Genomic DNA, 11,943 nt, shown 5'->3' with positions numbered 1-11,943 from the left:
GGTGTTGCATTGAAATTTGAGTGGGAACGGCTGTTATCGGACTACCCAAATAGCACCGCATTGAAGGCGGTTCCAATGCGGTGCCGGATTCTTATTTCTTTTCCCGCCAGTAGGTGGCAAAGCGTGGTTTGCCGGAATTGGTGAGGCCGCGATATTTATAAGTGATAACGGAACCGATCGGTGGCGGGTTTTCTCGTTCGCTAAAATTAAAGCCTGAGCCGATTTTGAATTCGCCACGTTCATTTTTACAGCTGAGCGAGCCCATCACGTTTTCAAATTGTCCTTTGCCTTTGTGGTGCGCAATCACGGTACATTCTTCATCGTAAGCGGTTTTCAGTTTTAAAATCTGATTGCTGCGTTTGCGTTCGTAAGGCGCCTTCGGGTTACGCACCACTACGCCTTCGCCTTGGCGGTTTTCGACTTCCGCTAGAAATTCATAAAGGTGGGCTTTGTTTCGCACCGGAATTTGTTCAATGATTTCGATATAAGGTGTTGGATGTTCGTTCAAATAAGTTTTTAGGACATTTAAGCGTTCAAATAAATCGCCCGGCGCATCCGGTACATCGAAGACGAGTAATTTGAGTTTGTCCCAATGCTCTCCCTTGTAAGATTTAGTGATAGAGGCAATTTCTTCGAAATGATTGCGTTCGCTGAATAATTCGCCATCGATCGCAAAGGGCGGAAAGTCTTTAATGAAATAAGTCGGTGCGGAAAGCCGTTGACCTTGGCGACTGATTAATTGTTTGCCGTCCCAATATCCGCGCACGCCATCGAATTTTTCCGACATCACCCAACCCCGAATGTCTTGGTTGTCGTAATTTTGTAAGAGCATTAAATCCGCATTGGCAAAAGCGCTGAGACTAATACAATAAAAGAAGAGGACGCGTAGTAATTTCATGCTTGTTCCTTATTGAGAATAAAATGCCAAGAGGCTAAAAGAGTGTGCGCTACTTTGAAAATAATTTTTACAGAAAGGCGTGATCGGCATCACAAAAAATAAGGTGGCGAGGTAAAAAATAAAGAATTTCGAATTGTATCTGGCTAAAGGAAATCTTCTCCTATACAATGCAACGGTATTTTTATTTTCCGTTTCATTTTCCAGAAGGAGCAAAAAATGTATTTAGAGCAAATCAAAGCGGAACTTGTCGAAGCGCAAGATGTATTAAATAAATTTATTGCGGACGAGAATAACATTAAATTGATTCAACAAGCAGCGCTTTTAATTTCCAATAGTTTCAAACAGGGTGGCAAGGTGCTTTCTTGTGGCAACGGTGGCTCCCATTGTGACGCAATGCATTTTGCTGAAGAATTGACCGGCCGTTATCGCGAAAATCGTCCGGGTTATCCGGCCATCGCGATTTCTGACGTCAGTCATTTAAGCTGTGTGAGTAATGATTTCGGCTATGATTATGTGTTTTCCCGTTATGTGGAAGCGGTTGGGCAAAAAGGCGACGTGTTATTCGGCTTGTCTACTTCCGGCAATTCTAAAAATGTGTTAAATGCGATTGAAGCGGCGAAAGCGAAAGGCATGAAAGTGATTGCGATGACGGGAAAAGACGGCGGTAAAATGGCCGGTTTGGCAGACGTGGAAATTCGCGTACCGCATTTCCGTTATGCGGATCGTATTCAAGAGATTCACATTAAAGTGATTCATATTTTGATGATGTTGATTGAGTTCGAAATGGCGAAAGACGCTTAGTCAATGCGGTGCTATTTTGATTGTACATGAAATCCCAAAAAAAATTTTGGGATTTTTTATGTTTTGCACTTGCATAAATATGCATTAAAACGTAATATTTGTTCATCTTAAAACGCAAGAGAATTAAAATGGCTATTCGTGTTAAAAATTTAAATTTTTTCTATGGCGCCAGCCAAGCCCTATTTGACATTAATTTAGAGGCGGAGGAAGGCGATACGGTGGTGTTGCTTGGGCCGAGCGGTGCGGGTAAAAGTACTTTGATTCGTACGCTAAATTTATTGGAAGTGCCGACTTCCGGCGAATTAAGCATCGCCAATAATGAATTTGATTTATCCAAGGCAACGGCCAATCCGAAAGCGATTCGTCAGTTGCGGCAAGATGTTGGTATGGTGTTTCAACAATACAATCTTTGGCCGCATTTAACGGTGATTGAAAATTTAATTGAAGCGCCAATGAAGGTGTTAGGTAAAAATGAAGCGACGGCAAAAGCCGAAGCGATGGAATTGCTAAAGCGCTTACGTTTGCAAAAATATGCTGACCGTTTTCCGTTGCATTTATCCGGCGGTCAGCAACAACGTGTGGCAATTGCGCGCGCATTAATGATGAAACCGCAAGTATTATTGTTTGACGAGCCGACTGCTGCGTTGGATCCTGAAATTACCGCACAAGTGGTGGATATTATTAAAGAGTTACAAGAAACCGGTATTACTCAAGTAATTGTTACTCACGAAGTGAACGTGGCTCAAAAAGTGGCGACGAAAGTCGTTTACATGGAACAAGGCAAGATTGTGGAAATGGGTTCTGCAGACTGCTTTGAACATCCTCAAACCGAACAATTTAAACAATATCTTTCTCACTAGAATAAGGACATGTTATGAAAAAATTAATATTAAGTGCCGTTTTATTAGGTTCAGCTGCAGTTGTAAATGCTCAAGACATTACGTTTGCGATGGAGCCGAGTTATCCGCCGTTTGAGTTTACTAATGAAAAAGGCGATATCGTTGGGTTTGACGTGGACGTGGCAAATGCGATTTGTAAAGAGATTCAAGCAACCTGTAAGTTTAAAGGTGAATCTTTCGATGCGTTAATTCCAAACTTAAAAGCAAAACGTTTTGACGCGGCGATTTCCGCTATGGATATTACCGAAACGCGCGCAAAACAGGTATTGTTCTCTGATGCGTATTACGATAGCACCGCAAGCTATGTGGCGTTAAAAGGTAAAGCGACATTGGATACGGCGAAGAATATCGGTGTGCAAAACGGGACGACATTCCAACAATATACTATAGCGGAAACCAAACAATATGCACTGAAAGCTTACGCCAGCTTGCAAGATGCAATTTTAGATTTAAAAAATGGCCGTATCGACATTATTTTCGGCGATACAGCGGTGCTTGCGGATATGATCGACAAAGAACCTGAAATCCAGTTTGTTGGCGATAAGGTGACCAATAAAAAATATTTTGGTAACGGTTTAGGCATTGCGATGAATAAATCCAGCAAAGAGTTGGCGGAAAATTTAAATAAAGGGTTACGTGCAATTAAAGCCAACGGGGAATACCAAAAAATCTATGATAAATGGATGACAAAATAATCTATGTTTTTTGATTTTCTTTCTTTAATGTCTGCCGCCGCCCTGATGACTTTGGGGCTGGCGGTTTGTTCCTTAATCGTCGGTTTGCTGTTTAGCTTGGTTTTTGTTTTATTGGAAGCCAGTCGTTTGGTAGGCAAACCGGTATCGGTGTTGATTGCGTTACTGCGCGGTTTGCCGGAAATTTTAGTTGTACTTTTGGTCTACTTCGGTTCGACCGAAGTGGTGGAAATGCTGACCGGCGAATATATTGAATTCGGTGCTTTCGAATGCGGTGTTTTTGCATTGTCATTAATTTTTGCCGCTTACGCGTCACAAACTTTACGCGGTGCGATTCAAGCCGTTCCGAAAGGGCAGTGGGAATCTGGCGCCGCATTGGGGTTAAGCAAAGGTTATACGTTTGTCCATGTGATTATGCCGCAAGTTTGGCGCCACGCTTTACCGGGTTTGAGCAACCAATGGTTGGTCTTGCTTAAGGACACCGCATTGATTTCTTTGATTGGTGTAGACGATTTAATGCGCCAAGCGCAATTAATCAACACGAATACTCATCAGCCTTTTACTTGGTATGGCATTGCGGCGTTGATTTATTTGGGTGTGACGATTATTAGCCAAGCCGGTATTCGTCGTTTAGAACTGCGTTTTACTCGCTTTGAAAGAGGGGGAAAATAATGTTTCAGGATTATTTTAGCGTCATTGCGCAAGGTATTCCGACCAGTTTATTGTTGACGCTGGTCTCTTTATTGATTGCCTTTTTCTTGGCGTTATTTTTAACTTTTTTACTTTCTATGGAAAATAAGTGGGTTAAAAGCGTCGTTAATTTGTACCTGACTTTATTTACCGGCACGCCGTTGCTTGTACAATTTTTCCTGATTTATGCGGGGCCGGGGCAGTTTGAGTGGGTTGTAAATAGCCCGTTTTGGCATATTTTATCCAATGCGTGGTTTTGCGCCGTATTAGCCTTGGCCTTAAACAGCGCGGCCTATTCTACCCAATTATTCCATGGCGCGATGAAGGCGATTCCGAAAGGACAATGGGAAGGTTGTGCGGCCTTGGGGCTAAGTCGTTCGCAAACCTTGAAAATTTTGATTCCTTACGCATTAAAACGTGCTTTGCCTTCTTATTCTAATGAAATTATTTTGGTGTTTAAGGGAACCGCATTGGCCTCCACTATTACCATTATGGATATTATGGGTTACGCGCGTCAGCTTTACGGCACGGAATATGATGCATTAACGATTTACGGCATTGCCGGTGGCATTTATTTGGTGATTACCGGTATTGCAACATTATTGTTGCGCAGACTGGAAAATAAAGTGCTTGCGTTTGAACGTTTAGAAATAAAAAACGCCTAAAATGCGGTTGGTTTTCAAAAAAGTTTTAATGGGTTGCAAAAGCAACCCATTTTTATGCATTAAAGATTAGACCGGCGATTGTGATTACGACTGCGAATATACAAAACCAAATTAAATGCAGTTTGCTACTTTTTCGATTGATTTCTTCATTATATAAACGTCGTTCTTCAAATTTTTGTTTATAAATATCAAGATCTTCCCGTTTAAAAGAAAAGCCGCAATAAGGGCAATATTCGGCATGTTCGCTAATTTTTTTGCGACATTCGGGACAACGAGAGAGTGCCATTTTTCATCCTTAATCCATAAAGTTTTTAGCTTGCTCTATTCTAGTCAAAAATACATTGATCGGTAAACGTGATATTCATCACAAAATTGTAAAAATTCCGTAAATTAAATTTTGGTTTTGATGAATTTAGCATAGAATAAGCGCCGCTTTTTTAGAGCGTTTTTTAAACAACACAATTCTTATTTCCTTGAGGTGCTTTTATGTTGTGGTTTTTCTTTTGTATAGCCATTTTGATTCTGGGCTATTTGGTTTACGGAAAAATTATTGAGAAGATCTTTGTCATTAATCCGAATCGTCAAACCCCTGCCTATCAAATCAATGACGGCGTAGATTATATGCCAATGTCCAAAACCAAAATTTGGTTAATTCAAGTATTAAATATTGCAGGTACCGGTCCGATTTTTGGTCCGATTCTTGGTGCGTTGTACGGACCGGTTGCGATGCTTTGGATTGTTCTGGGTTGTATTTTTGCCGGTGCGGTACATGACTATTTATGCGGTATGTTAAGCATTCGTCATGGTGGAGCGACCATGCCTTATTTAGCTGGTAAATTCTTAGGTCGTCCGGTTAAAGTCTTTATTAATGTTTTAGCTCTTGTCCTTTTGTTATTGGTCGGCGTGGTATTCGTAGCAAGCCCGGCGCAATTAATGGGAACCATTACCATGGATGTGATGGGGGCATCTCAAGGTGCATTACAATTAGGTGATGCAGAGGCAATTCATCATGCTGTGGAAGCCGGCGGAATAAAGGTTTGGGGAATGGATAAGGCAACAGTTGTTTCTGTTTGGACCTTAATTATTTTTGCCTACTATATTCTCGCGACATTATTGCCAATTGACAAAATTATCGGTCGCATCTATCCATTATTCGGCGCATTATTGTTATTCATGTCAGTAGGGATGGTGTACGGTTTAGTTTCTGCGCACTTTAGTGCGGTGGATCCAATTGAATTTTTCCGTACGGTTGATGCCGATGGCCAAGGCTTAACTTGGGATAAATTTACACAAAACTTCCAAGTCAAAGGCGATGTACCGGTTTGGCCGTTATTATTCTTAACCATTTCCTGTGGCGCATTATCAGGTTTTCATGCTACTCAAACTCCGTTAATGGCGCGTTGTGCTGAAAATGAAAAAGAAGGTCGTTTCATTTTCTACGGTGCGATGATTACCGAAGGTATTATTGCGTTAATTTGGTGTATGGTCGGTTTAGCATTCTATGAGAATCCACAAGCATTACAAGATGCCATCTCTGCTGGTTCGCCATCTAAAGTGGTGTATGACAGCTCATTGCATTTCTTAGGCTTCATTGGCGGTATTTTTGCTGTGTTAGGTGTGGTTGTTCTTCCTATTACTTCCGGCGATACTGCATTCCGTGCCGCGCGTTTACAGTTAGCAGAAATCTTCAATATTGATCAACGTTCACTGTCTAAACGTTTATTGATTGCCGTGCCTTTATTTGTGTTAGGTTACTTTGTTTCCACCATCGATTTTAGCCTGTTATGGCGCTACTTTACTTGGGCAAACCAAATGACAGCTATGGTGATGTTATGGACCGGAGCAGCTTACCTATATCGTTACCATAAATTCCATTGGGTAGCGTCCATCCCGGCATGGTTTATCACCACTGTTTGTGCAACTTACTTATACTACAATAAAATCGGTTTTAACTTAGATTATCAGTTGTCTGTATATCTAGGTTTGGCTACAACAGTATTGTTTATCGTATTATTCTTCACCTTACTTAAACCGTTAGGTGATCGCGATGAAGAAGCTTATATCAACAATATAAACGCATAATTGCTTTAAAAGCATAAAACCGTTTAAGTGAAAGCTTAAACGGTTTTTTCTTGCCAAAATCGCTTGTATTTTAATAGACGCATCCCTATTAATTCGCTAAACTCGCAACAATTTTTTGACAAATGGAGAACGACATGTCGCAGAACGGTTCAGGACAAGATCCTTGGGGCAAGCCGGGGCAAAACAATGAGCAAAAGCCCGAAAACTCATCTAATAACGGATGGAATTCAAATCAAAACCGCGGAAATCAAGAACAATCACCGCCAGATATTGAGGAAATTTTTAGTAATTTACTGAAAAAACTTGGGAGAGGCGGTAAAAATGGCGGTCGGAATAATGCCAGTTCTAATCCTTCTCCTTTAATGCCAAATTTCGGTAAAGTGTTACCGGTTGCTATTGCGCTTGGTGTGATTGTTTGGGGCGCGAGCGGTTTTTACACAATTAAAGAGGCAGAACGCGGCGTAGTGTTGCGATTCGGTGAACTTTATTCCATTGTGCAACCGGGCTTGAATTGGAAACCGACTTTCGTTGATAAAGTGATTCCGGTAAATGTCGAACAAGTTAAAGAGTTGAAAACGCAAGGCGCGATGCTGACACAAGACGAAAATATGGTGAAAGTAGAAATGACAGTGCAATATCGCGTGCAAGATCCGGCGAAATACCGTTTTAGCGTGACTAATGCCGATGACAGCTTGAATCAAGCGACTGATAGTGCATTACGTTATGTAATTGGCCATATGACCATGAATGACGTACTGACGACCGGTCGTGCCGTCGTACGTGAGAATACGTGGAAAGCCTTAAACGAAATTATCAAGCCTTATGACATGGGGCTTGAAGTGATTGACGTAAACTTTCAATCCGCGCGCCCGCCGGAAGAAGTGAAAGATGCTTTTGACGATGCGATTAAAGCGCAAGAAGACGAACAGCGTTTTATTCGTGAAGCCGAGGCCTATGCGCGCGAGAAAGAGCCGATTGCGCGCGGCGATGCGCAACGTATTATTGAAGGTGCAACGGCTTACAAGGACCGCATTGTATTAGATGCGCAAGGGGAAGTAGAACGTTTACAACGTTTATTGCCTGAATTTAAAGCTGCACCGGATTTATTACGCGAGCGTTTATATATTCAAACCATGGAAAAAGTGATGGCAAATACACCTAAAGTGATGCTAGACGCTAATAATGGCAACAATTTAACCGTATTACCGCTGGAACAAATTATGGCTAAAAAAGCCACTGCGAAAACTGAAGGGGCGCCTGATGCTACACCGGTTTCAGTGCAAATGGGCGTTCAGCCTCAAGTTCAACCGACCACGACCGAACCGGTTCGCCAAGGGAGATTTAATTAATGCGTAAATTTTTATTACCCGTTATTTTCGTGATCGCGGCGATAATTTATTCCAGTGTAGTAGTCGTGACAGAAGGTACACGCGGCATTATGTTAAGATTCAATAAAGTGCAACGCGGTGCTGACAACAAAGTCTTAGTGTATGAACCGGGTTTGCATTTCAAAGTGCCGCTAATTGACAGCATTAAACTGTTGGATGCACGTATTCGGACATTAGACGGTTCAGCAACGCGTTTCGTGACCGTCGAGAAAAAAGACTTGTTGGTCGATTCTTACGTAAAATGGAAAATTAGCGATTTCGGTCGTTTTTATACTTCTACCGGTGGTGGTGATTACAGTCAGGCGGCAAGCTTGTTAAGTCGTAAAGTCAACGATCGTTTGCGTTCGGAAATCGGTACCCGCACCATTAAAGATATCGTCTCCGGCACCCGTGGCGAGTTGATGGAAGGTGCAAAAAAAGCGTTAAATTCAGGGCAAGACAGTACGGCTGAACTAGGTATTGAAGTGGTGGATGTACGCGTGAAACAAATCAACTTACCGGATGAAGTCTCTTCTTCTATTTACCAACGTATGCGCGCCGAGCGTGATGCGGTAGCGCGTGAACATCGTTCGCAAGGTAAAGAAAAAGCAGCGTTCATTCAAGCGGATGTGGATCGTAAAGTAACCTTAATTCTTGCCAATGCGAATAAGACCGCACAAGAATTACGTGGTTTAGGAGAGGCAAGCGCCGCAAAATTATATTCAGATGCGTTTTCTCAAGAACCGCAATTCTTTAGTTTCGTGAGAAGTCTGAAAGCCTATGAAGCGAGTTTCGCCAATTCCGATAATATGATGATTTTAAAACCAAACAGCGATTTTTTCCGCTTTATGCAAGCGCCGAAAAAATAATATGAACGAAAAATGCCGTCAAATGTGACGGCATTTTGTTTTGAAGCATGCAACGAAATGGTTGGCGAAGTGCTAGAAACAGCATCCTAAATTAATCGAATGAATCGTTGTCAGTTTGAAGTTCCAAAATAGCACCGCATTGGAGGTCGCTTCAATGCGGTGCTATTTTGGAAGTCTGAAATTATTTATGCTTCGATGCGTTTTCTGGCAGACCGAGGAATGCGCAGTTTTCCTATAATGAGATAATTAGCATTTGGTGGCTAATTTGTACTTAGGTTAGTGCGGCAAAGGCAATGTCCGCCGCTTCTAGAGTTTTGGCAATATCTTCGTCTGTATGGGCGAGAGACATAAAGCCGGCCTCAAAGGCAGATGGGGCAAGATAAACACCTAAGTCCAACATTTTATGGAAGAATACTTTGAATTTTTCCGTGTCGCATTTCATCACTTCGGCGTAAGACGTCACTTCTTTTTGCTCGGTGAAGAAAATACCGAACATCCCGCCTACGTAGTTCACAACGAACGGAATATGATGTTTTTCCGCTAGCGTTTTTAAACCGAGGCAAAGTTTTTCAGTTTTTTCTGCAAGTTGTTGCTCGTTGCCCGGTTTTTTCAATTCTGTCAAACAGGCCAAACCCGCTGCCATCGCAATCGGGTTACCGGAAAGCGTACCAGCCTGGTAAACCGGGCCGGTCGGTGCAAGATATTCCATCACGGCTTTTTGGCCGCCTACCGCGCCTACCGGCATACCGCCGCCGATGACTTTACCGAGCGTGGTTAAATCAGGCGTTACGCCATAATAAGATTGGGCACCGGCAAGCGCTACGCGGAAGCCGGTCATTACTTCGTCGATGATCAACAACGCACCGTATTGGTTGCAAAGTTCGCGTAAGCCTTGTAAGAATCCGGTTTTGGGCGGTATGCAATTCATATTGCCGGCAACGGGCTCGATGATCACACAAGCAATGCTATCCGGAAATTCTGCAAAGTGTTTTTTTACTGAATCAAGGTTGTTGTATTCAGCGGTCAGTGTATGCTTGGCGAAGTCTTCCGGCACGCCGGGTGAGCTCGGTTGACCGAGTGTTAAGGCGCCGGAGCCGGCTTTTACAAGCAGAGAATCAGAATGGCCGTGGTAACAACCTTCGAATTTTAAGATTTTGTCGCGGTCGGTATAACCGCGCGCTAAGCGAATTGCTGTCATGGTTGCTTCTGTTCCGGAGCTGACCATGCGTACCATTTCAATGGAAGGCACGATTTCACAAACTAATTCGGCCAGATCAATTTCGGAAGGTGTTGGTGCACCGAAGCTTAAACCGTTGGATGCCGCTTTCAGCACCGCATTCAAAATCGTCGGGTGGTTATGCCCTAAAATCATCGGCCCCCAAGAACCCACATAATCAATATATTGTTTGTCGTCTGTATCGTAAATATAAGCGCCTTGTGCTTTTTGGATAAACACCGGTGTACCGCCTACGCCTTTAAAGGCGCGAACCGGTGAGTTCACGCCACCGGGAATAACGGCTCGTGCGCGGGAGAAAAGTGCGGTTGAATTGGTCATTATTTTTTCCTTTCGTTTCACTATAAAAAATGCCTTCATTGTACTTAAAAACGTGTGCTTTGTTAAAAATATCTTTCTCGCGAAATTTTCATTGTGTTATTCTTTGCAAAAAATTTTAAGGGCGAATTATGTTGAGTATTGTTGTAACTTTTTTGGGCGCATTTTTAACATTAATTGTGATGCGTCCGATTGCAAATAAAATCGGTTTGGTGGATAAGCCGAATTATCGTAAACGTCATCAAGGCGCGATTCCACTTATCGGCGGTGTGTCACTTTTTATGGGTAATTTTTGTTACTACTTAATGGAATGGGATCAACTCCGCCTTCCTTATTTATATCTGTTTAGTATTTTTGTGTTGCTTGCCATCGGGATTTTGGATGATCGTTTTGATATCAGCCCGTTTTTACGCGCGGGGATTCAAGCGGTGTTAGCTATTTTGATGATTGATTTAGGCGGCGTATATTTGGATCACTTAGGTCAGATCTTAGGACCTTTTCAGCTAACCTTGGGTTCGCTTGGTTTGATTATTACTGTGTTCGCGACGATTGCAATCATCAATGCGTTTAATATGATTGACGGGATTGATGGCTTGTTGGGGGGATTATCTTGCGTGTCATTCGCGGCGATTGGAATTTTGATGCTTCGTGACGGGCAAATGGATATGGCATACTGGAGCTTTGCTTTAATTGCCGCAATGCTACCTTATCTAATGCTCAATTTGGGTATTCCGTTTGGCCCGAAATATAAAGTTTTTATGGGGGACGCCGGAAGTACGTTAATCGGTTTTACTATTATTTGGATTTTATTGCTAAGTACGCAAGGCAAAGGGCATCCGATGAATCCGGTTACTGCGCTTTGGATCATCGCAATTCCATTAATTGACATGGTGGCGATTATTTATCGTCGTTTGCGCAAGGGTAAAAGTCCGTTTCGTCCAGATCGCTTGCATGTGCATCATTTGATGGTGCGCGCGGGTTTAACGTCGCGTCAAGCTTTTCTTTTAATTACCTTCGTTTCGGCAATTTGCGCGATAATCGGTATCTTGGGAGAAGTCTATTATATAAATGAATGGGCGATGTTTGTTGGCTTTTTCATATTGTTCTTCTTGTATGTTTACTCTATAACGAGAGCATGGCGAATCACTCGTTGGGTAAGACGCATGAAACGTCGTGCAAAGCGGGCAAAAACACGATAATGAATGAGGGATGGGTAGTTATTTCTTTAATATGTAATATGTTTTTAAAAAATGCGAAAATTTTATAAATTTTATACAAATTGCGCAAAAAACTATCTTTCAAGAAAAAATTAGAAAAAAATGCTAGACAAGATTTTTTCAAATTATTAATATACGCCCCGCAACAACGCGGTATGCGTTCGTAGCTCAGTTGGATAGAGCGTTGGCCTCCGGAGCCAAAGGTCGCAAG

At 42.4% G+C, this 11,943-nt stretch carries 12 protein-coding genes; 9 read left to right on the top strand and 3 right to left on the bottom strand.

What is annotated here, in order from left to right:
• Positions 1-91 precede the first annotated feature (91 nt).
• On the bottom strand, positions 92-898 hold the full coding sequence (locus ACO59Y_RS08420; RefSeq protein ID WP_486132344.1) for a DNA ligase: 807 nt from the start codon (positions 896-898) through the stop codon (positions 92-94).
• Positions 899-1,114: 216 nt separating this feature from the next.
• On the opposite strand from ACO59Y_RS08420, the gene lpcA reads away from it, so the two are divergent.
• The 5 genes from lpcA (at position 1,115) to artM (ending at position 4,645) form a co-directional block, all read left to right on the top strand.
• Positions 1,115-1,699: a D-sedoheptulose 7-phosphate isomerase gene (gene lpcA, locus ACO59Y_RS08415; protein WP_373603040.1), complete on the top strand. Its 585-nt coding sequence runs from the start codon at positions 1,115-1,117 to the stop codon at positions 1,697-1,699.
• A 128-nt stretch (positions 1,700-1,827) separates the two neighbouring features.
• Positions 1,828-2,559, top strand: a complete 732-nt coding sequence (gene artP / locus ACO59Y_RS08410) for an arginine ABC transporter ATP-binding protein ArtP (protein WP_373603039.1) — start codon at positions 1,828-1,830, stop codon at positions 2,557-2,559.
• Positions 2,560-2,573: 14 nt separating this feature from the next.
• Positions 2,574-3,293, top strand: a complete 720-nt coding sequence (locus ACO59Y_RS08405; RefSeq protein WP_486132341.1) for a lysine/arginine/ornithine ABC transporter substrate-binding protein — start codon at positions 2,574-2,576, stop codon at positions 3,291-3,293.
• A 3-nt stretch (positions 3,294-3,296) separates the two neighbouring features.
• Complete coding sequence (gene artQ, locus ACO59Y_RS08400; RefSeq protein ID WP_373603037.1) at positions 3,297-3,962, top strand: arginine ABC transporter permease ArtQ; 666 nt, start codon at positions 3,297-3,299, stop codon at positions 3,960-3,962.
• Positions 3,962-4,645 (top strand): arginine ABC transporter permease ArtM, encoded by a 684-nt coding sequence (artM, locus tag ACO59Y_RS08395; protein WP_486132339.1) that lies wholly within the window; start codon positions 3,962-3,964, stop codon positions 4,643-4,645. The genes artQ and artM overlap by 1 nt, the downstream gene beginning before the upstream one ends.
• A gap of 52 nt (positions 4,646-4,697) precedes the next feature.
• Here artM and ACO59Y_RS08390 read toward each other — a convergent pair whose 3' ends face one another.
• Complete coding sequence (locus ACO59Y_RS08390; protein WP_486132337.1) at positions 4,698-4,931, bottom strand: zinc ribbon domain-containing protein; 234 nt, start codon at positions 4,929-4,931, stop codon at positions 4,698-4,700.
• 200 nt (positions 4,932-5,131) lie between these two features.
• Between ACO59Y_RS08390 and ACO59Y_RS08385 the strand changes: the two genes are divergently transcribed.
• The 3 genes from ACO59Y_RS08385 (at position 5,132) to hflC (ending at position 8,963) form a co-directional block, all read left to right on the top strand.
• Positions 5,132-6,727, top strand: a complete 1,596-nt coding sequence (locus ACO59Y_RS08385; protein WP_373603034.1) for a carbon starvation CstA family protein — start codon at positions 5,132-5,134, stop codon at positions 6,725-6,727.
• Positions 6,728-6,861: 134 nt separating this feature from the next.
• Complete coding sequence (hflK, locus tag ACO59Y_RS08380; RefSeq protein WP_486132334.1) at positions 6,862-8,076, top strand: FtsH protease activity modulator HflK; 1,215 nt, start codon at positions 6,862-6,864, stop codon at positions 8,074-8,076.
• On the top strand, positions 8,076-8,963 hold the full coding sequence (gene hflC, locus ACO59Y_RS08375) for a protease modulator HflC (RefSeq protein ID WP_486132332.1): 888 nt from the start codon (positions 8,076-8,078) through the stop codon (positions 8,961-8,963). Before hflK ends, hflC begins: the two co-directional genes overlap by 1 nt.
• A 271-nt stretch (positions 8,964-9,234) precedes the next feature.
• Here hflC and hemL read toward each other — a convergent pair whose 3' ends face one another.
• On the bottom strand, positions 9,235-10,518 hold the full coding sequence (hemL, locus tag ACO59Y_RS08370) for a glutamate-1-semialdehyde 2,1-aminomutase (protein ID WP_486132330.1): 1,284 nt from the start codon (positions 10,516-10,518) through the stop codon (positions 9,235-9,237).
• A 128-nt stretch (positions 10,519-10,646) separates the two neighbouring features.
• On the opposite strand from hemL, the gene wecA reads away from it, so the two are divergent.
• On the top strand, positions 10,647-11,714 hold the full coding sequence (gene wecA / locus ACO59Y_RS08365) for a UDP-N-acetylglucosamine--undecaprenyl-phosphate N-acetylglucosaminephosphotransferase (protein ID WP_486132328.1): 1,068 nt from the start codon (positions 10,647-10,649) through the stop codon (positions 11,712-11,714).
• The last annotated feature ends 229 nt before the right edge of the window (positions 11,715-11,943 follow it).

The sequence above is a fragment of the Rodentibacter sp. genome (genome assembly GCF_057314195.1).
This window is presented reverse-complemented; position numbering and strand designations above follow the sequence as displayed.

Coding starts and splice junctions, on each gene's coding strand:
- lpcA (WP_373603040.1), top strand. CDS start 1,115: ATGTATTTAGAGCAAATCAAAGCGGAACTTGTCGAAGCGCAAGATGTA.
- hflC (WP_486132332.1), top strand. CDS start 8,076: ATGCGTAAATTTTTATTACCCGTTATTTTCGTGATCGCGGCGATAATT.
- ACO59Y_RS08385 (WP_373603034.1), top strand. CDS start 5,132: ATGTTGTGGTTTTTCTTTTGTATAGCCATTTTGATTCTGGGCTATTTG.
- hflK (WP_486132334.1), top strand. CDS start 6,862: ATGTCGCAGAACGGTTCAGGACAAGATCCTTGGGGCAAGCCGGGGCAA.
- artM (WP_486132339.1), top strand. CDS start 3,962: ATGTTTCAGGATTATTTTAGCGTCATTGCGCAAGGTATTCCGACCAGT.
- ACO59Y_RS08390 (WP_486132337.1), bottom strand. CDS start 4,931: ATGGCACTCTCTCGTTGTCCCGAATGTCGCAAAAAAATTAGCGAACAT.
- wecA (WP_486132328.1), top strand. CDS start 10,647: ATGTTGAGTATTGTTGTAACTTTTTTGGGCGCATTTTTAACATTAATT.
- ACO59Y_RS08405 (WP_486132341.1), top strand. CDS start 2,574: ATGAAAAAATTAATATTAAGTGCCGTTTTATTAGGTTCAGCTGCAGTT.
- hemL (WP_486132330.1), bottom strand. CDS start 10,518: ATGACCAATTCAACCGCACTTTTCTCCCGCGCACGAGCCGTTATTCCC.
- artP (WP_373603039.1), top strand. CDS start 1,828: ATGGCTATTCGTGTTAAAAATTTAAATTTTTTCTATGGCGCCAGCCAA.
- ACO59Y_RS08420 (WP_486132344.1), bottom strand. CDS start 898: ATGAAATTACTACGCGTCCTCTTCTTTTATTGTATTAGTCTCAGCGCT.
- artQ (WP_373603037.1), top strand. CDS start 3,297: ATGTTTTTTGATTTTCTTTCTTTAATGTCTGCCGCCGCCCTGATGACT.